At 55.2% G+C, this 19,442-nt stretch carries 19 protein-coding genes; 11 read left to right on the plus strand and 8 right to left on the minus strand.

Features of this window, described 5'->3' with window-relative positions:
* Window positions 1-383 precede the first annotated feature (383 nt).
* Window positions 384-926 carry a nitroreductase family protein gene (locus AC3WJN_RS06670; protein WP_005836576.1) on the plus strand — a complete coding sequence of 181 codons (543 nt, stop codon included), beginning with the start codon at window positions 384-386 and terminating at the stop codon, window positions 924-926.
* A gap of 198 nt (window positions 927-1,124) precedes the next feature.
* On the opposite strand, the gene AC3WJN_RS06675 is transcribed toward AC3WJN_RS06670, so the two are convergent.
* The 5 genes from AC3WJN_RS06675 to AC3WJN_RS06695 all read right to left on the minus strand — a co-directional run bounded on the left by AC3WJN_RS06675 (window position 1,125) and on the right by AC3WJN_RS06695 (window position 5,337).
* Window positions 1,125-1,496, minus strand: a complete 372-nt coding sequence (locus tag AC3WJN_RS06675) for a YybH family protein (RefSeq protein ID WP_005836571.1) — start codon at window positions 1,494-1,496, stop codon at window positions 1,125-1,127.
* Between the two features lie 676 nt (window positions 1,497-2,172).
* Window positions 2,173-2,910, minus strand: a complete 738-nt coding sequence (locus tag AC3WJN_RS06680) for an amino acid ABC transporter ATP-binding protein (protein ID WP_007778958.1) — start codon at window positions 2,908-2,910, stop codon at window positions 2,173-2,175.
* A gap of 17 nt (window positions 2,911-2,927) precedes the next feature.
* A complete protein-coding gene (locus AC3WJN_RS06685; RefSeq protein WP_025843858.1) occupies window positions 2,928-3,623 on the minus strand; it encodes an amino acid ABC transporter permease in 696 nt (231 codons plus the stop codon).
* A complete protein-coding gene (locus AC3WJN_RS06690) occupies window positions 3,610-4,440 on the minus strand; it encodes an amino acid ABC transporter substrate-binding protein (protein ID WP_005836563.1) in 831 nt (276 codons plus the stop codon). The genes AC3WJN_RS06685 and AC3WJN_RS06690 overlap by 14 nt, the downstream gene beginning before the upstream one ends.
* 78 nt (window positions 4,441-4,518) lie before the next feature.
* Window positions 4,519-5,337, minus strand: a complete 819-nt coding sequence (locus AC3WJN_RS06695) for an amino acid ABC transporter substrate-binding protein (protein WP_007778961.1) — start codon at window positions 5,335-5,337, stop codon at window positions 4,519-4,521.
* Window positions 5,338-5,656: 319 nt separating this feature from the next.
* Here AC3WJN_RS06695 and AC3WJN_RS06700 point away from each other — a divergent pair, with 319 nt between their 5' ends.
* The 4 genes from AC3WJN_RS06700 (at window position 5,657) to abc-f (ending at window position 10,349) form a co-directional block, all read left to right on the plus strand.
* The gene (locus AC3WJN_RS06700) at window positions 5,657-6,058 is read left to right on the plus strand and encodes a hypothetical protein (RefSeq protein WP_005836559.1); all 402 of its coding nucleotides are present in this window, start codon (window positions 5,657-5,659) and stop codon (window positions 6,056-6,058) included.
* A 16-nt stretch (window positions 6,059-6,074) separates the two neighbouring features.
* Window positions 6,075-7,013 carry an AEC family transporter gene (locus tag AC3WJN_RS06705; RefSeq protein WP_005836557.1) on the plus strand — a complete coding sequence of 313 codons (939 nt, stop codon included), beginning with the start codon at window positions 6,075-6,077 and terminating at the stop codon, window positions 7,011-7,013.
* Window positions 7,014-7,157: 144 nt separating this feature from the next.
* Window positions 7,158-7,943, plus strand: coding sequence for a stalk domain-containing protein (locus tag AC3WJN_RS06710; RefSeq protein ID WP_007778965.1), 786 nt, complete (start codon window positions 7,158-7,160; stop codon window positions 7,941-7,943).
* Between the two features lie 456 nt (window positions 7,944-8,399).
* Window positions 8,400-10,349: a ribosomal protection-like ABC-F family protein gene (abc-f, locus tag AC3WJN_RS06715; RefSeq protein ID WP_007778966.1), complete on the plus strand. Its 1,950-nt coding sequence runs from the start codon at window positions 8,400-8,402 to the stop codon at window positions 10,347-10,349.
* Between the two features lie 117 nt (window positions 10,350-10,466).
* On the opposite strand, the gene AC3WJN_RS06720 is transcribed toward abc-f, so the two are convergent.
* Entirely contained in the window at window positions 10,467-11,648 is a 1,182-nt protein-coding gene (locus AC3WJN_RS06720; RefSeq protein ID WP_005836552.1) for an MFS transporter, read from the minus strand.
* A 182-nt stretch (window positions 11,649-11,830) separates the two neighbouring features.
* Between AC3WJN_RS06720 and AC3WJN_RS06725 the strand changes: the two genes are divergently transcribed.
* The 3 genes from AC3WJN_RS06725 (at window position 11,831) to AC3WJN_RS06735 (ending at window position 13,295) form a co-directional block, all read left to right on the plus strand.
* Window positions 11,831-12,229 carry a hypothetical protein gene (locus tag AC3WJN_RS06725; RefSeq protein ID WP_005836550.1) on the plus strand — a complete coding sequence of 133 codons (399 nt, stop codon included), beginning with the start codon at window positions 11,831-11,833 and terminating at the stop codon, window positions 12,227-12,229.
* Complete coding sequence (locus AC3WJN_RS06730) at window positions 12,226-12,432, plus strand: YqgQ family protein (RefSeq protein ID WP_007778978.1); 207 nt, start codon at window positions 12,226-12,228, stop codon at window positions 12,430-12,432. Before AC3WJN_RS06725 ends, AC3WJN_RS06730 begins: the two co-directional genes overlap by 4 nt.
* A 236-nt stretch (window positions 12,433-12,668) precedes the next feature.
* Window positions 12,669-13,295: a DedA family protein gene (locus AC3WJN_RS06735; protein ID WP_005836546.1), complete on the plus strand. Its 627-nt coding sequence runs from the start codon at window positions 12,669-12,671 to the stop codon at window positions 13,293-13,295.
* Between the two features lie 32 nt (window positions 13,296-13,327).
* Here AC3WJN_RS06735 and AC3WJN_RS06740 read toward each other — a convergent pair whose 3' ends face one another.
* Together AC3WJN_RS06740 and AC3WJN_RS06745 are read right to left on the minus strand one after the other, a co-directional pair.
* The gene (locus tag AC3WJN_RS06740; protein WP_005836543.1) at window positions 13,328-13,786 is read right to left on the minus strand and encodes an NUDIX hydrolase; all 459 of its coding nucleotides are present in this window, start codon (window positions 13,784-13,786) and stop codon (window positions 13,328-13,330) included.
* A 16-nt stretch (window positions 13,787-13,802) separates the two neighbouring features.
* Window positions 13,803-13,958: a hypothetical protein gene (locus AC3WJN_RS06745; protein ID WP_005836541.1), complete on the minus strand. Its 156-nt coding sequence runs from the start codon at window positions 13,956-13,958 to the stop codon at window positions 13,803-13,805.
* A 129-nt stretch (window positions 13,959-14,087) separates the two neighbouring features.
* Between AC3WJN_RS06745 and tkt the strand changes: the two genes are divergently transcribed.
* The 3 genes from tkt to AC3WJN_RS06760 all read left to right on the plus strand — a co-directional run bounded on the left by tkt (window position 14,088) and on the right by AC3WJN_RS06760 (window position 19,283).
* Window positions 14,088-16,094, plus strand: a complete 2,007-nt coding sequence (gene tkt / locus AC3WJN_RS06750; RefSeq protein WP_005836539.1) for a transketolase — start codon at window positions 14,088-14,090, stop codon at window positions 16,092-16,094.
* A 174-nt stretch (window positions 16,095-16,268) separates the two neighbouring features.
* Complete coding sequence (locus AC3WJN_RS06755; RefSeq protein WP_005836537.1) at window positions 16,269-18,836, plus strand: transglycosylase domain-containing protein; 2,568 nt, start codon at window positions 16,269-16,271, stop codon at window positions 18,834-18,836.
* 96 nt (window positions 18,837-18,932) lie between these two features.
* Window positions 18,933-19,283, plus strand: a complete 351-nt coding sequence (locus tag AC3WJN_RS06760; RefSeq protein WP_005836536.1) for a hypothetical protein — start codon at window positions 18,933-18,935, stop codon at window positions 19,281-19,283.
* Window positions 19,284-19,442 lie beyond the last annotated feature (159 nt).

The following is a 19,442-nucleotide window of genomic DNA, read 5'->3' on the forward strand; positions in this document are numbered from 1 at the left end:
GGTTTAATGGATACTCTATTTTAGAAGTACTGTGAGTCATAAAAATTGCCACAGACATACTTCATCGTACAATCAGTTATTTTGTATGGACTAGAGGATAAAGTAATTTGGCTAAACGTGAAAGGTGAAAATGCTGAACCTTTTAATGGGTAATAAATTCATTTAAATTAAAGCCCCGGTTCCGTAGGGTTTTTGTTGTTTCTTCCTTAAAAGCAAAAGTAGTAATATTTTAGAGAAGGTGTATGGATAGGAAAATTTGGCTGTTAGTGCAAAGGGCAGGTGCGGCCATCTTTTTCTTGCTTTTCCGCCAAGCAAGCGCTAACATATGATACTGATAACCATTATCACGAAATGCTGATGTCCATCCAAAGAAGGTGAACCATATGTCCATTGCCAAAGTCATTCGCGAGCGCCGCTCGATTAAAAAGGGCTATAAACCGGATGCCGTGCCGGAAGAACTCGTACTGGAACTGCTGAATGATGCGGTGTACGCACCGAACCACGGTTTGCGTGAGCCATGGCGCTTTTTGTTTGTGCCGTCCGAGAAAAAGGAAGCGTTTGTAGAGAAGCTGATTACTGTCTATCCGGCGGAAACGCACCCGGCGCGCCGCGAGATGTACAACCAGCCAGCCGCTTACCTGATCGTCATCATGCCGGAAGACCCGCGGCAAAAGCAGTGGGAAGAAGACTTCAGCGCCGTTTGCGCGCTGATTCAAAACTTCCAGCTCCTGGCCTGGGAGCGCAATCTCGGCGTCGTCTGGAAGACAAACCAGCACAACTGGGACCCAAAAGCGCATCAGCTTCTGGGCGTGGCGCCAGGCGAGAAGATCGTCGGCTTTTTGCACCTCGGCTTTTTCGACCAGGAAGATGTGCCGGAAGCTCGCCCACGGACGCGGGCGGAAGAGAAGTTTACGCGGTTTGAATAAGGGCTGTTCTAGCAAAGACATCGGCTAGGCAGATTAGAAAACTTGGCTGCGCCAAGCCACTGGCGAAGCCTTCGTTGCCCTTATACTGGACAAGAATCTTATCCATTCTTATCTGTACGTGAAAAGCGAGGCCCACAGGGTCTCGCTTTTTTATCAACAAATGTTTGCCAATCACGCTTTTGGACCTGCTACTCCCCATTACCTCGGCTCACTGCTCAAATGCTCATGAATCAGCTTCCACTCGCCTGCCTCCGTTTTGACAAACACATTCGTGGCCCGTCCGCTCCCGGAGACGAACTCGCCGTTGTAATAGCCTTCGTACCGGTACGTGTACAGACAGGTCGCGGAGTGCTGGTCGGCGCTGATCCACTGCACGTCAGTCGCGGCGTACACTTCTTCCTTGATGACGTTCCAGGCGTTTTCGAAGTAGCTGCGGATTTCAGGCAGCGAGGTGCAGGTCTTGTCTGAAAACCAGTAGACGGCCTGCGGGTGCAGCACCTTTTCCACGTTCGAAAAGTCGTGCGTGTTCGTAGCGGCGATGTATTGCTCCAATGCTTGCTGATAACCCAAGGCGAACATGACCTCCCCGACAAAATTCAGAAAATACGGCTTCTTTTTTGTATTGTAAAGGATTTCCTGATCGCGTACCAGACCATGAAAAAAAGCCCGCCCGATCTAGAAGGGGGCTATTCGGGCGGCAATGGAGGACGTAATGTCCATCGTAGGGTCTGACAATTTCATCATAGTGCGGACATGTTAAGGGAGAGTAGAGGCAGCATGAAGCATTTGTTAATTTTGGGCGTAGTGCAAGCGAGGAGGGCAAGCACCTGTTTTTTTTATTTTGCCGATCAACTAGACAGGCATCCATACGGACAGCAGTCGGCTGTCATAAGCTGAAAAGAAGTGCTGGTCCTTTGCAAGGTCAGCTCTGCTCTACGACGTGAGAAGAGAGGAGAGGAAAGCCATGGGATGCAGGCGCGGCGGCGGTTTTGGCTTCGGAGGTGGCGGGTTTTTCTGGATCATCCTCATCATTCTTCTGGTCACTTCTTTCTGGGATGATTAAGCTCTGATTGGCAGCATAAGCAAAAAAGACTCTGCACGCGGCTTGCGAGCCGAGCCGGCAGAGTCTTTTTTGTACAGAGAAAAGATTCTTATCCGTAAAAGCGGAACTAAGGCAGCGCCAATGGTTTGGCGCGACCAAGTTTTCGAACTGTTGGAACAAACTGTTGGAACAAAGCCAGAAGCTTTACGCCTTCAAATGCTGCAAAAACTGGCGGGTGCGCTCCTCGCGCGGCGACGAGAACAGCTTGGCCGGGGTATCGCGCTCGACGATGACGCCCTGGTCCATAAAAATGACCTCGTCGGCCACTTCGGGGGCAAAGCCCATTTCGTGCGTGACGACGACCATCGTCATCCCTTCCTGGGCCAGCTCCTTCATGACTTTCAGCACTTCGCCGACCAACTCGGGGTCGAGCGCAGAGGTCGGCTCGTCGAACAGCATGACTTGCGGGTCCATCGCCAGCGCGCGGGCAATCCCGACACGCTGCTGCTGGCCGCCGGAGAGCTGTGCCGGGTAATGGTCGAGCTTGTCGCCTAGCCCTACTTTGGACAACAGCTTGGCCGCTTTGGCCCGCGCGCTCTCTTTGCTTTCCTTTTTGACGGTCACAGGGCCTTCCATGACGTTTTCCACGGCGGTCATGTGCGGAAACAGGTTGTAGCTTTGAAACACCATCCCTGTCTGTTTGCGCAGCCGCGGGATGCTTGCGCGTTCAAGCTTTTGCGAAAAGTCCAGCTTGACCTCGCCGATCTGCACGCTGCCGCTGGTCGGCACTTCCAGCGCGTTCAGGCAGCGCAACAGCGTCGTTTTCCCGGAGCCGGAAGGGCCGATGATGACGACGACCTTTCCTTTTTCCACGGTCAGGGAGATGCCTTTTAACACGTGCAAGTTGTGAAACTGTTTATGCAAATCCGTGATGGTAATCATCTGGGTTCACCTGCTTTTTAGACGTAGCGGTCCAGCTTGTTTTCAATCCGGTCCTGGATGAAAGAGAGGACGAAGCAAATCATCCAGTAAATGAGCGCCGCCTCCGAATAGACGAGCAGCGGCTCATAGGTCGCGGCGACGATCTCCTGTGCCTTGCGAAACATCTCGGGAACGAGAATCGCCGCCGCCAGCGACGTATCTTTGACCAGGCTGATGAACGAGTTGGACAGGGGCGGAACAGAGACGCGTGCTGCCTGGGGAAGCACGACCCGGCGCAGCGCCTGCCAGTAGGTCATCCCGAGCGAGTACGCCGCTTCCCACTGTCCTTTGTGAATGGACAGGATGGCAGCCCGCACGACTTCGGAAGAATAGGCGCCGACGCTGAGCGAAAAGCCGATGATCGCAGAAGGGAACGGGTCGATCATGATGCCGACGCTCGGCAAGCCGAAGAAAATGATGAACAGTTGCACCAAGAGCGGCGTCCCGCGAATGAGCGATACATAAAAACGGGCGATGCCCACCAGTGGCTTGATGCCGGACAGGCGGGCCAAAGCGGTTAAAACAGCGATAATCAGGCCGAAGAAAAAAGAAACGATGGCAAGCGTCAAAGAATAGAGCAAGGCTCCTTTCAAAAGAGGCAGAAAGGAGCTTTGCGCAATATCCATCCATCGGTTCAGGCGTTCCGGGTTGTCAAAGAAGTTACTTAGAAACATCTGCACCAAACCATTTCTCGGAAATTTTTGCGAGGGTACCGTCTTTCGTCATATCATCCAGCGCTTTGTTGAACGCGTCAACCAGCTCTGTGCTGCCTTTGCGGAAGAGGAACCCGTTTTTCGCGACGTTCGGATCTTTGGCGACAATTTTGATCGGCGTATCCGGCTTTTGCTTGAGGAAGTCCAACAGCGACAGGCCGTCGTTGATCGTGATGTCGACACGCTTGGAAGTGAGCAGGTCGATCGCCTGGTTGAAGCCTTCTACCCCGACGATTTCTGCGCCGTTTTTCTTCGCGATGTCCGTGAGGTTGCTCGTCAGCGTCTGTGCCGCTTTCAAGCCTTTGATATCTTCAAAGCCTTTGACGGTCGTGTTGTCCTTGTGGGTCACAAGAACGGCCGTCGAAACGGTGTACGCATTGGAGAAATCGTATTTTTCCTGACGGTCCGGGCGGATTCCCACCTGGTTCGCCACGACGTCAAAGCGCTTGGAATCGAGTCCGGCGAACATGGCGTCCCACTGGGTTTCCTGGAACACAGGCTCGACGCCGATGCGCTTGGCGACTTCCGTTACGACTTCTACGTCATAGCCGGTCAGCTTGCCAGATTGGTCGTGGAAGGTGAACGGAGCGTAAGTGCCCTCGGTCCCGATCAAGATTTTTCCGTCCGCTTTTACTTTTTCCAGCAAGTTTTGCTCTTTTTTCTCTTCGCTCGCTGCTGGTGCTGCGTTGTTTTGTGGCGCTTGGGAAGAAGAGGAGCCGCAGCCTGTCAAAGCGACCAGTAAGGTAGATGCGAGAACGGAAAACAATAGTTTTTTCATAAAGGAACCCCCACTAAACCGATATGTTTTTTTGATAGGAACATGCTAAAAGGGACGGACAATTTTGTCAACGAACGTTTACTTGGTGATGTCTTCGCCGAACCATTTTTCGGAGATGGATTTCAGCGTGCCGTCCTGGTGCATGTCATCGAGCACCTTGTTGATCGCGTCCACCAGCTCTGTGCTGCCCTTGCGGAACATGAACGCGGTCGGCTGGCCTTCTTCGTTTTTGGTCACGATCTGAATTGGCGTGTCCGGCTTTTGCTTCAGGAAGTCGAGCACGGACAGGTTGTCGTTGATGACGACGTCGACGCGTTTTTGTGCGATCAGGTCAATCGCCTGGTTGAAGTTGTCGACGGCGACGATCTCCGCTCCGTGCGAACGGGCGAGGTCGGCGTAGTTGCTGGTCATGGACTGGCCGGCCTTCAAGCCTTTGATGTCAGCGAAGCCTTTTACACCCGTATTGTCCTTATGGGTGACGAGAACGGCGCGGGAGATCGTGTACGGCTTGGAAAAATCGTATTTTTCCTGGCGGTCTGGGCGAATCCCTACCTGGTTGGCAATCACGTCAAAGCGTTTGGAATCCAGTCCGGCGAACATGGCATCCCACTGGGTTTCCTGAAACACCGGCTCGACGCCAAGGCGCTTGGCGACTTCGGTCACGACCTCGACATCGTATCCGGTCAGTTTGCCGGACTGGTCATGGTACGTAAACGGCGAGTATGTACCTTCCGTTCCGATGACGAGCTTTTTCTCCGCTTTGACTTTTTCCAGCAGGTTTTGCGACGCTGCTGGCGGCGTTGCATTATCGGATTGGGAAGGCGCGCCGGAGCTGCTGCAGCCAACGAGTCCCAACAACAGGCAAGAGAGCAGAGTAGAGAAAATGACTTTTTTCATGATGATAATCCCCTTTATGTTGATCGAATTTCATGGATTCATAGTAGTAGGCTCATCGGGCTTTGTCAATCATAAAAATGCTAAATCCGATTCGGTTACTATGAATTGGTTTTTGCGCAAACGGTTCCTTTTCAGGATTCTCCAATTGCCCCGGGGCTATGTGCGAATGAGAGCCGCTTATTGTGCAAGTAGTGGTTGAGGTTGTGGGCGCACATAGCGTACAATGAGTACGACCTTGGGAGTTTGCCTGCTTTTTTTATGGAGAAAAAGCGGTGAAATAGATGGGACAACAACGAACCGATAAAAGGAGTCAATCAGCATGTTAAACGACTGGCGTATGTACACGGATGCAAGCGGAACGGAGCAAAAACACGTAGCCTGGCATGAAGTATTGCGGGAAATTGCGCAGTTGGACGGCGTGAACCGGACGCTCGTGCATGCGGCTTACGGCGACCATGTGGATCTGGTGGTGGCTGGCGGAAACAAAGGCAAGGTGCTGGTTCAATGGAAGGAACACGAGCCGGGCGAGCAGCATTTTGTGTTGACCACGGGCGAGCAGAGCGCGGTGATGGCGTCGCTCGTCATTGAAGGCGGCGAGGCGGTGTTTCCGCTCTCCTGGTGCATCCCGCTGGAGAAGGCTGTCCCGCTGTGCGGCGATGTGCTCCGAACTTGCGACAAAGGCGAGCCACAAGAACTGCAATGGCTGCCAGTAGAAATGTAGGCGGGGGAAGCGGGCGATGGAATTTCAAACGTTGCAGCAATCCGTTCTCATCATGGCCGTCATTATCGGCATCGGTAGCCTGATCGGTTACCGCCAGCCGCTGACGGCCGATTCCCGTCAGCTTGTCATTACGATCATTATCAACGTGGCGATGCCGTGTATCATTTTGGACGGAATTTTTCAGACGCAAATCGACCATCAGCTTTTGATTCAAATTTTTGCAATATTCGTCATTTCGATCGTCCTGAACTGTCTGGGCATTTTTCTCGGTTGGGCGGGGGCCAGGACGCTGCCGTTGCCTGCGAAAAAGCGGCGGGAAATCGCGATTTTGTCCGGGCTTGGCAACACCGGCTTCATCGGGCTTCCGCTGTGCGCCGCCTTGTTCGGGCCAAAAGGCGCCTTGCTGGCGGCGATCTTTGACGCTGGCGTAGACGTCGTGCTCTGGACGGTTGGCGTCATGATGCTGCAGGAAAAAGGCTCGTTTTCGCTGAAAGGGCTGAAGACGCTTGTCAACATTCCGATGATTGCGATTGTATTCGGACTTGGCTCCGCCCTGGTCGGCTTTGCCCCGCCAGAGCCGGTCAAGCATCTGTTCGGCACGCTCGCGAAGCTGGCTTCGCCGCTCGCCATGATGTACATCGGGATGCTGCTTCCGCTGTTTTTGCGCAACAAGCCGCAAGTGTCCCTCCCGCTGCTCGGGATGCCGCTGGCCTTCAAGCTGTTCGTCTTTCCGCTGCTGACGGCCTTGCTGCTGTCGACCTTTTCGCTGGACAGCGATATCGTCAGCGTCACGCTCGTGCAGGTGGCGATGCCTACGTTGACGCTCGCCTCGATTCTGTTCGGGCGGTACAAGGCCGACGAGGAAATGGGCGCGATGACGACGGTGTTTTCCACACTGCTGGCGCTATTGACGATTCCAGCCGTCGTGCTGATGGGAAACTGGCTGTTGCACTAAAGCGTGCTTGCGCCAGGAAAAGCTCCGGTCCTGCCGCAGATGGCAGGCCGCTTTTTTTTAGGCGCAAGCACTGAAACGAATAAGAACAACCGAAAGTCTAACAAGATAGAAACAATCCGACAGCAATGGAATGGAGGAACAAAGATGAGAGGAAAGACATGGATGGCCGTTGCGCTGAGCCTCCAGCTTTTTGCCGTGGCCCCGGCGCTCGCGGCAACGGGCGGTACGCAAACGGCGACGGTTTTGGTAGATGGAAAAGCTGCGGCTCTGCAAAAGCAGGCGATTCTCCAGCAGCAGAAAACATACGTGTCTGCCGCGGACGCAGCCAGCTTACTGCAAGCGGCCTGGACGCTCGACGGACAAAAAGGGCAGTTGAAGCTGGGCGAGCGGACGATTGTGTTCCAGTTGGACGCGGGAACAGTGACGGTGGACGGCAAGCCGGTAGCAGGCGGCGAGGCTGCGCTCGTCCGCGGCAAAGAGGTGTACGTGCCGCTGCGCTGGCTCGTGGAGCAGGCAGGGCATGAGATTGCCTGGAATGAGGAGAAAAAGGCGGTGGAAATCGTGTCGAAAGCGCAAAACGATGCATTTGTCCTCGTGGACGAAAAACAGTTGAGCAAAGAAGAGCAGGACTTCATCGAGTCGGTCAAAGGAAAGCGGGGCGTCCATCAGCGGGGAGACTTGTACGTCATTGCCCGCGGCCAGGCTCCCCATCCCGGCTATGGCTTGCAAGTTACAAAGGTCGAGCAAAAATGGGAGCAGCTTTTTGTGTACGTCAAGCAGTCAGAGCCTGCGCCGGGGATGATGTATCCGCAAGTGATCGCCTACCCGTATTTGACGGCAAAAGTGAAGCTCCCACCGTACACGACGATCTCGTTTATAGACGCGGATACGAACAAGCCGCTGTTCGAGGGTCAGGCGCAAGGGCAGTAGGCGTTTTCCCAAGCAGCGTTTTGGCGCTTGTTTTTCGCGTGAAGCTGGTATATGATGGTGGATAAGATTTACCTAATCCTTGGGAATGGAGGTGTATGTACGTGTTCGGAACTGTTCAGGCATGGTTTGTGGTAGAAACTTCCAGTATGACGCATGATTTTTCTTTCAACGGGACCAGTCTGCCCATTTTTGCGCATACAACTGAACGGAGTTTCCACAGGCGTACCATGCATCGACCAGGGACGGTTTGTTCTTGTTCATAATGGGTGACTGACTCGCGCGGCGTTTTGCGCTGGCGAGTGGCTCCCCTTACGATGCCGCAGGTAATGGCCTGCGGCTTTTTTGCGTCCATTTTTGCCTGTTCGCGGGCAAGCGCGGGGGCAAAAGTCGGCCGGGGCCAGCCAAGGAAGTCCATTATTTTAAACCGTTATCACTAACCAGGGAGGAAATGAACTCATGATTATCGTCGCGACTACACAATTGGAAAAATCGTACGGAGCCGATCCGGTTCTGCAAGGCGTTACACTGGAAATAAAGGCGGGCGAGCGGGTAGGGATCGTCGGGCCGAACGGAGCGGGGAAAACGACCTTGTTCAAGCTGCTGGCCGGAATCGAAAGCCCGGATGCGGGCGAGTTGTACCGCGCCAAAGGAACGGTATGGGCATACTTGCCGCAGTCTCCGCACTACCCGGCAGACTGGACGGGCGAGGATGTGGTGGCAAGCGCGTTTGCCGATGTGCGTCACATTCAAGAGCAGATGCGCGAGCTGGAAGGGCAGATGGCCCTGCTCTACGAAAACGAGGCCGAGTTGAATCGGCTGATGCAGCGCTACCAGAAGCTGCAGGACGAGTTTGAGCAGTTGGAAGGCTACCAGTGGGAGACGCGCATGGCGCAGGTGACGCAAGGCTTAGGCGTCAGCGCGGAGCTTTTGGCGACGCCTTTTGCCCAGCTTAGCGGGGGCGAAAAGACGAAGGCGGGGCTGGCCAAGCTTTTGTGCCAAAAAAGCGACGTCCTGCTGCTCGACGAGCCGACCAACCACCTCGATGTGGAAGCGATGGAGTGGCTGGAGCAATTTTTGCAGAGCTATCCGGGAACGGTGTTGATTATTTCCCACGACCGCTACTTCCTGGATGCCGTCGTGACGTCGATCTACCATGTCGACGGCGGGGAAGCGGAGTACTACATCGGCAACTACAGCGCTTTTGCCGCCGAACGGGAGGAGCGCTTGCTGCGGCAGTTTGCCGCCTATCAGGAGCAGCAGAAAAAAATCAAAAAGATGAAGGAGACGATCAAGCGGCTCAAAGAGTGGGGTAACCGCTCCAACCCGCCGAACGAAGCGTTTCACCGCCGGGCGAAGAGCATGGAAAAGGCGCTGGCGCGGATCGAGCGGATCGAGCGGCCGAAAATGGAAGCCGACCGGATGGGCTTGCAGTTCAATAAGACCGACCGGAGCGGCCAGGATGTGCTGATCGTAAAAGGCGTGCACAAAGCGTACGGGGGCAAGCCGTTGTTTTCCGACGCCAGCCTGCTTTTGCGCTTCGGGGAGCGAAAGGCGTTGCTCGGGCCGAACGGCTGCGGAAAATCGACGCTGATCCGCATGCTGTTGGGCGAGATCGAGCCGGATGCGGGCACGCTCAAACTGGGCAGCAGCGTCAAGGTCGGTTATCTTTCGCAGCAAGCGCTGGAAGGGGACCAAAACCAGCGGCTGATCGACGCGTTCCGCGACGTGGCGAAGGTGACGGAGGCAGAAGCGAGGCATTTGCTGGCGCGGTTTCTGTTTTACGGCGAGCATGTCTTCAAGCGGATCAGCCAGTTGAGCGGCGGCGAGCGCATGCGGCTGCGCCTGGCCCAGCTCATGCACCAGGACATCAACCTGCTCATCCTGGACGAACCGACCAACCATCTCGATATCGAAGCGCGGGAAACGCTTGAGGAAGCGCTCGCTGATTTTCACGGCTCCTTGTTCATCGTCTCCCACGACCGCTATTTTTTGCAAAAAATGGTCGACGGCGTCTTTTGGGTGGAGGACCGACAGCTTGTGCACGACGTCGGCAACTATGAGGAAGCGCGCGAAAAGCAGAAGCGGCGCAGCGCAGCGCGGGCTGACAGGCTCGCGGAGGAATCGCGCGGCAAAGGGACCAAGCCAGAGCGGCCAGCGGCAGAAAGCAAACCGTCTTCGGCAGGCGCGCCCGCTTGCGCACAGACAAAACGCCCCAATGCCTACAAGCTGTCCGAGCTGGAAGCGCGCATTGCCAGACTGGAGGAGCAAAAAGAGCGCTTGAACAGGCTGCTTCTGGAGGCAGGGGCGGACTACCAGCAACTGGCGGAGTGGCAAAAGCAAATCGAGCAGGTGCAAGCCGAACTGGATGAGTCGTACTTCGCCTGGATGCAAATGCAGGAAGCATAGGCGCAACTCGCTTTTGCCTGGAGCTTGAGCAAACCAAAAGGCAGCGGAGGCCGCGGACGAGAAAACAGTCCGGGACTTCCGCTGCCTTTGGCGTTTGCCGCGCATACGGGCTTTTGCTTAATTCGAGGTTTGCATGGTCGGCTCCGGGTCGGGCAGCCGCCGATAGCTGCCGAAAAACCAGAGCAGAATCAGCACCATCAGGACGCCGCCGAGAAAAAACGGTCCGCTGTGGGAAAATTGGTAGACCGCGCCGCCTGCCAGTGGACCCAAAATCCGTCCGAGGCTGTCCATCGAGCTGATCGCCCCGCTGGTCACGCCTTGCCCTTGCGTAGTGCGCTGCGTAATCATCGCGGTAGCGGTTGCCCGGATCATGCCTTGTCCAGCCCCGAACAAGGACAAAATCAAGGCCAGCGCCCAAAAGTTGCCGGACAGCGGAATCGCGAAAAAGCCGATGCCGTAAAAGATCATCCCCAGCGCAAGCACAGAGGCTTCCCCGAACTGCTTGACCAGCCTGCCGATCAGGCCGCCCTGCACCAAGGCCGCGATAATGCCCATGACGAGGAACATGTAGCCGAGGTCTTTGGACGTAAAGCCGTACAGATCGCTGATGAACAGCGCAAAGGTCGTCTCCAGCCCGGAAAAGGCGAACGAGACGACAAACAGGATCGCATAGAGCAAAGACAGGGAACCGAACAGAGAAGTGAACGGGTTTTCCCTTGCTTCTTTTTGCAGGCTCGTCCGCTTTTCCTTGGGCAAGCTCTCCGGCAAGGCGACAAGAATGAAGAGGAACGTAACGAACGCGACGATTCCCGAAGCGTAAAACGGAATCGCAAACCCGTACCCGCTGAGCAGGCCGCCAATGACGGGGCCGAACACAAAGCTGAGCCCGATTCCGGCACCGACTACGCCCATTCCTTTTGCCCGCTCTTCAGACGGAAACAGGTCTGCGACCATGGCTGTTACCGTAGGCAGAGCCGCTGCGGAGACGATGCCGCCCAGGATGCGGTACATGAGCATTTCCGCATAGCTGTCCGCCATCCCAAACAGGATAAACGTGACGGCAAAGCCGAGAAGGCCAAAAGAGACGAGCGGCTTTCGCCCGATCCGGTCGGAGAGGCTTCCCCATACAGGTGCGAACAATAGCTGCATGATGTTGTAGCTGGCGAACAAAACGCCGATTTGAAAGGAAGACGCACCCAGTTTTTCTGCAAAGAAAGGGAGAATGGGAATGATGATGCCAAACCCGAGCATGGTCAAAAAGGCGATGAAGAACAAGAGGGCCAGGTACTTCTTATTCACAACATTTACCTCGTTTCACACAAATATCAGCTACTATTTGCTTGCATTTTCCACCTTACGTGAACGAAGTGTCGAAGTCAAGCGAGCGGCGTGGGCAGCATTGCCGATAGCGTGCTATAATGGAAAAGAAACAAGAATCGTTTTGCAAGTTGTCCAGTATATATCCATGAGGTGTTTGTCACATGTCTACTGCAATGCTGTACTACCTGGCCTGGCATGAAGATGACTGGCTGGATGAAGTTCTCGACCGCTTTCCTGAGGTGAATGCGATCGTGCCTACAGCGAAAACGTTTGAGCTGATCGCCGGGCAACGGGAGTCGAATGAGGTGACGCGCGCGGTCCTCGTCTTGAATGCGGCACAGGAGCAGGACAGATGCCGCGAATTTTTGCGTCTGTGCCAGGGACATCCCCAGCTTTCCAAAGATCCGCTGTACATTGTCGGATTGAAGCCTGAAGAGGAGGAGGCGTGGCAGGAAGCGTATCCGCATGCGAAGATCATCGTCATTACCGGCTTTGCTGTCGAGTTTGACTACGATGCCGTCCTCGCGAGGATGGAAATCGATCTGGAGGGAGCCCATTGAAAGCGAACCCCAATGAGTTCGATTTAAAGGCGTTTCTGCAACGCTTCGGTTTGTTCATCTACACGGGAGACCCGGAGGGGGATCTGCTCTTGATAGAGGACGAGATTCGCGAGCTGTACGAATTGAATGTCATTGAAAAAGAAGAGTTTATGGAGGCCATGTCAGCCGTGCGCAGCAAGCGCAAGGCGCTGGACGGCCGCTAACCGAAAAAAAGAAAAACCGGAACGAGGCGTGTTTATCTGCCGCTCTTAGGATGCGGCGGTGATAAGCGCGTTTTTTTGTGCAGATCAGGCTTCGCCAATGGCTGGACGCAGCCGCGACCGCTTTCTTAAGAAATTCTTCATAAATCCTTTCCAAAAACGTAAGGCATTCTCTCCATTTTAGAAAGGTTTACCCTGTAGCATAGAGAGCAGGATGGAGAGAAGGAGCGGCGGTGGCGATGACAGACTACGCAACGTTTTTGCGGGAATTATGGAAAGAACTTTTACGGCAGCTCGTTCCCGATGAAGTTTCGGTGATGAGCCTGGGCGCAAAGATCGCGCATGAGGATGCGGCTTTTTCCGTTGTGTACGCAGCCGTTTTTTTGGCGGCGCTCATCGGAGTGGCGGCGAGCTACATCGCCGGAGCATGGATGGGCGCACCTGCTCTGGCCCGGCTGTTCGGCCGCCGCTGGGCTGCCCGCCTGCGCCCGGGATGGGGACTTGGGCAAAGGGAGCGGGAATATGTAGGCTGGGTACTGGCGATCAGCGTTTTTATCCCGGTGGTTCGCTACCTCGTTCCTTTTGCTGCGGGCTTGTATCGGTTGCCGCTGCGCCAGCTTTTGCTGTTTTTTTTGCCCAGCACGTTCGTCTGGACCCTTCATTATTTTCTCATGGGCTACTGGTTCCCGGACGAGTTGGACGCGCTGTTGGCAGGAGTGTACCAGTACAGGAAAATTACGTTGGTGACGGCAGTTGTGGCCGCCGTCTCCTACATCACGATTCGCCAGTACATGCGAATGAAGCTTTGGATGGGAGCCACAAGCGCGAAGCACAGGGGAGAATTGCAAAAGGAGCCGACTGCCTGAGAGGGAAAACGCCCAGGACAGCCGGCTCTTTTTCATGTTGGGGAAGGCGCCGCGGGCAGCTCCCAGCCGAAGCTGTCAAACCACTTGTTCCGCCTGTAATTGGCAATCGCCTGTCTGACATACGGAATGACGTTGTCCGGCAACTGGTCGAGGTCCGCCCAGACCAGCTCGTCGCATTTGTCCGGTTCGGCGTTCACGATCTCGCCCTGCCAGCTTGTGGCGGCGACAAAAAAGTCGATTCGCTCGTCGGTGGAGCGCCTGTGCATGACGCCGACGAGCGAGAGGGCAGAGGGAGCAATCTCGATGCCGCACTCTTCCCGGGCTTCGCGGATGGCCGCTGTCTTGACTTCCTCGTTTCCATCCAGATGTCCGGCCGGGACGCTGTAATTTCCGTCCTCATAGCCTGTATTGTAGCGGCGCAGCAGCAAAATCTCGTTGCCTCTCACGAGAAAAAGATGCACGGCAACCGGCATGGTAAAATGGGTTCGCATAGCGCAGCTCCTTTTCTCAGCCTTCCTCTGGACGATGATTTTCCGCAGCTTGTCTGCGCCGTTTTTCCCTGTTCTTTTTCAGGACGGGCGAGCTGCTCATGGCGGCAAACAGCATGCCGAACCCGGCGATTGCCAGCACGATGCCAATGATGAGGTAGATGGTAGAAGACATTCGAAAAAGACCTCCTTATTCTATGAAAGCAAGCATGAATCTGACTTTGAACTGTGCTATAATGGCACAGTGTGTTTTACCCGATACTACGTATTGACTTATAGAAAAGCACAGGGAGGATTTCGCGAGATGACTCAGCATACGTCTGTCGATCAGCTATCCATTAACACCATCCGCACGTTGGCGATTGATGCCATCGAAAAGGCCAATTCCGGCCACCCGGGAATGCCGATGGGCGCTGCCCCTATGGCTCATGTTCTGTGGAGCCGTTTCATGAAGGTCAACCCTAGCAATCCGCAGTGGATGGACCGCGACCGTTTTGTCCTGTCTGCAGGACATGGCTCTATGCTATTATACTCGATGTTGCATTTGATGAAATACGATGTTTCGCTGGAAGACCTACATAACTTCCGCCAGTGGGGCAGCAAGACGCCAGGCCACCCGGAGTTTGGGCATACGGCTGGTGTTGATGCGACGACCGGACCGCTGGGACAAGGAATCGCGATGGCTGTCGGGATGGCCATGGCGGAAAAACATATGGCGGCTGTTTACAACCGCGACAACTTTGACATCGTCAACCACTACACCTACGTCATTTGCGGCGACGGCGACCTGATGGAAGGCGTGTCCAGCGAGGCTTCCTCCCTGGCGGCTCACCTGAAGCTCGGCAAAATGATCGTGCTCTACGATTCGAACGATATCTCCCTGGACGGCGAGCTGTCCCGTTCCTTCTCGGAAAACGTGGCGGCACGCTACCAGGCATACGGCTGGCAATACTTGCGCGTAGAAGACGGAAACGATCTGGCAGCGATCGAAGCTGCAATTGCAGAAGCGAAAACAGATCTCGACCGTCCTACCTTGATCGAAGTCAAAACCGTCATCGGCTACGGCAGCCCGAACAAAGGCGGCTCCAGCGCTTCCCACGGCGCACCGCTCGGCAAGGACGAAGTGAAGCTGACAAAAGCGAACTACGCGTGGACGCATGAAAACGAATTCCACGTGCCGCAGGAAGTAGCTGACTTCTACGCAAGCCTGGCAGAAGCGGGCGAAAAAGCGGAAGCCGCGTGGCGCGACAAGTTTGCGGCTTACGCCAAGGCGTACCCAGAGCTGGCTGCGCAATTCACGACAGCACAGGAAGGCCACCTGCCGGCAGGCTGGGATGCGAACATGCCTGTGTACGAAGCAGGAGCCAAACTGGCGACTCGCGTAGCTTCCGGCAACGCGATCAACGCGCTGGCGAAAACCGTTCCGTTTTTCCTCGGCGGTTCCGCTGACCTGGCTCATTCCAACAACACCGTCATCAAAGAAGCGGGCAACTTCCTGCCAGGCTCCTACGAGGGCCGCAACATCTGGTTCGGCGTTCGCGAGTTCGCCATGGGTGCTGCCCTCAACGGGATGGCCCTGCACGGCGGCGTGAAAGTGTACGGCGGTACGTTCTTCGTCTTCTCGGACTACCTGCGTCCGGCGATCCGTCTCTCTGCCCTGATGAAACAGCCAGTGGTGTACGTGTTCACGCACGACTCCATCGCGGTCGGCGAAGACGGTCCGACGCACGAGCCGATCGAGCAGCTCGCTTCCTTGCGCGCGATGCCGGGACTGACCATTTTGCGTCCGGCAGATGCGGTGGAGACGAACGAAGCGTGGAAATACGCGGTATCCCGCACAGACGAGCCAGTCGTTCTGGTGCTGACTCGCCAAAACTTGCCAGTCCTGCCTGAGACGATCGAAAAAGCGGCAGAAGGCGTGACCAAAGGCGCTTACGTACTGGCGGATGCGCCAAGCGGCAACCCGCAGCTCATCCTGCTGGCTACCGGCTCCGAGGTGTCTCTGGTGATGCAAGCCCGCGAAGAGCTGCTCTCCCGCGGAATCGAAGCGCGCGTCGTGTCCATGCCGAGCTGGAACCTGTTCGAGCGCCAGCCGAAAGAATACCGCGATGCGGTCATTCCGCCAACGGTAAAAGCACGGGTAGCCGTGGAAATGGGCTCTCCGATGGGCTGGGAGCGTTACGCCGGGGATGGCGGCAAAGTCATCGCGATCAACCAGTTCGGCGCATCCGCACCAGGCGAGCGCATTATGCGCGAGTACGGCTTTACGGTGGAAAATGTGGTCGCAACAGCAGAAGAGCTGCTCAAATAAATGGTTTTTGCTCCGTAAAAAAAGCCTATCTCTCTCGGGAGATAGGCTTTTCCAGTGACAAATGGGAATCAGTATGGAATGATAGACACGTGCCAAAACCAAAAGGAAGAAACTTTTTTCAAAAGCATCCGTCTATATAAGATGCGGGGGAGAGAGAAAACCAGGAGGTAAGAAATGGCAACAAAGGCCAAGAAGAAAGTCAGGAAGAAGAAAAACAACTTGCTGATGATTGCCGTAGGATTCGCAGTCTTTCTCATCTTGAGCGTCATTGGGGGATACTTCTCCCTGTTGTATGCGGGAGACCGGATGATTGCGGAAAACGAACAGAAGCTGAAAGATTTGAAAACAGAACCAACCGTCATATACGACAAAAACGGCGAAGAGATGACGAGCCTGATTCGTCAAAAAAACCGTGAATACAAGCCGATCAACGAGATGCCGAAAATTTTGATTAACGCGTTCCTCGCCGTCGAGGACAAACGCTTTTTCGAGCACAAGGGCGTCGACATGATCCGGATCGGCGGAGCCATTATCAATGACATTAAAAAAGGTTCACTGGCTGAAGGGGGAAGCACGATTACCCAACAGCTAGCCCGCAACGTATTTCTCACCCTGGACCAAACGTTTTGGCGCAAGACGAAAGAGATGAGTATCGCGATCGGACTGGAGCGCCGATATTCGAAGGATCAGATTTTGGAAATGTACTTAAACCGCGTCTATTTGGGCGAAGGGGAGTTCGGCGTCGAGGATGCGTCCAACTACTACTTCGGACACTCTGTCAGCGATGACGAATTCACCATTGCCAAAGCAGCGATGCTGGCGGCGATTCCGAAAGCGCCGACGACTTATTCGCCGTTCAACGACCCGGAAAAGGCGAAGCTGCGCCGGGATACCGTCATTCGCCTGATGTATGAGCAGGGCATCATTACCGAAGCGCAAAAAAACGAAGCGCAGGCAGAGCCGCTGCCAACCGAACCGACGGAAGTAGCCGGAGCCAGCCTGAAAAAAGGCTACCGCGCCTTTTTCGACCATATGGTAGAGGAAGCGGACGCCAAGTACGGCGTGACAGAGGAAGAGCTGTACCGCGGCGGCTGGCAAGTGTACACGACGTTTGATCCGAAAGTGCAGGATGCCATGATCGCCGAGTATGCCAACGCGAAAAACTTCCCGAAAGACGGGGCGAAGCGCGGCGTCGAATCGGCCATGATCGTCGTGGATGCGAAAAACGGCGGCATCGCCGGGATGATGGGCGGCCGCAACTACGCGGCAAAAGGCTTCAACTACGCGACAGACATGAAGCGTCAGCCGGGCTCCAGCTTCAAGCCGCTGGCTGTGTACGCGCCAGCGATTGACTCAGACAGCAAGTGGGGGCCAAATTCTTCGCTCAGCAACAAAAAGCAGAGCTTTAACGGCTACGAGCCTCGCAACTACAACAACAAATACAGCGATTCCGTAAGCATGAACCGCGCGTTGATCGATTCCCTCAACGTGCCGGCGGTTTGGCTGTTGAATGAGATCGGCGTCCAAACAGGCATCGATTACTTGCAAAAATTCGGCATCGAGCTGGCGCCGGAGGACCGTAACCTGGCGATTGCGCTCGGAGGTCTCAGCAAAGGGACGTCTCCGCTGAAAATGGCGCAAGCCTATACCGCTTTTGTCAACGGCGGGGTCATGTCCGAGGCGCACACGATCACGAAAATCGAAAACAAGAGCGAAGGTGTCGTCCGGGAGTACGAAGGCAAACAGACCGAAGTACTGAAGCCGAAAGCGGCTTGGGCTGTTCACACCATGTTGGAAAGAGCGGTTCAGGAAGGGACGGGGAAAGCGGCCCGCATCTCCGGTCGCCACGTTGCCGGAAAAACGGGTACGACCCAGTCGATCGCCGGGGACAGCAGCGTGAACAAGGATGCCTGGTTCGTCGGCTATACGCCGGAATACGTCGGCGCCGTCTGGATGGGCTTCGACCCCGAGGACAAACAGCACTTGATGCGCCAGGGCAGCAGCTTGACCGCGCAAATGTTCTCCAAGGTGCTCGCAGCAGGCTTGAAGGGCGTGAAGGCGACAGACTTCGTGCGGCCGGATGGCGCAGTGGAGGAACAGCCGGAGGAAGAAGCAGCCCAACCGCTGCAACTGGCGGCAGACCTGACACTCGACAACAACCAGTTGAAAGTCGTCTTGAGCTGGATTGGCGGAGCGCCTGATTACACATACGATGTGTACCGCGTCAAGCAAAATGGCGAGCGCGAGCTGATCGCGGCGGGATTGAAGGACACGACGTTCGTCGATGCGCTGGATAATCCGAACGAGTACCGCTATGTCGTCGTTCCGCGCAACGCCCAGGGCGAGGAGCAGACGCCTTCGCCGATTACGAGCATTAACTCGCAAAACCTGGAAAACTTGATTAATGCAGGAGATGGCCATCACGAGGACGGCAACAGCCAGGAGCAAAACCCGGACGGAACAGGAACCGACAACGGCGACGGCACGATCCAGTTCCCGCCGAACTTTGGCGGCAACAACAATCCGGGCAACGGCGGCCAACCAGGCGGCCAAGATCCGAACGGAGGCCAGGGAAATCAAGGCAATCCAGGAAACCCGGGAAATGCTGGCGAAATCCCGCCAGACATCGCCAATCCGGGCAACGGGCAATCAGGCGGTTCTACAGGCGGCAATCAGCAGCCGGCACAGCCTGTAGATGGCGCTCAGCAACAGACTGATCCCAATGGAACGAATGGCGGTTGAGTAGCATAGGATAGACAACTCGACAGATTCAACTATTTGCACATCTTCTTTCGCGTGGTACAATACCAGTAAATCGGGAGACAGGGGGGACAGTCCATGTCTGACTTCGCACAAAGAGATTTGCCCACTTTTTTCAAGGACCAATTACGCCGAGCCAAAGTGAATTTTGAGCGAGCTCTCGACTGTAAACATACCGATTTTGACGACCTTTACCCATATATGAACGAGCAGCCACAGTTTTTCTGGTACAAACGTTACGTCGCCTGGTCAGAGCTGCTGACTGTCGTGCGGCTGGCTGAGGAATTGGGCGTCGATTGGACAGAGGATTTTAGCGAGCAGCAGGTGGAATTTGTCAAAGGCAAAGTTCTGCAAGGAAAAGTGCTCGATTACTGGAATCCGGAAGAAGAACAGGAAGAAACGATCAGTCAGTTGGAAGAAGAAAAATAAGGCCATAAAAAATAAGGCGCGTTCCCGATGGCGGGGGCGCGCTTTTTTCAGTGGAAAACGAGGTTTGCCGCCGGGCAAAAACATGGCGATGACCGCTTACCGCGAGCAAAGCGGTCATCGCGTTTTTTTGGATGGAATCGCCACGTAACCAGCGATGAT

It is taken from the genome of Brevibacillus sp. FW306-2-1A-C05A, assembly GCF_058781555.1.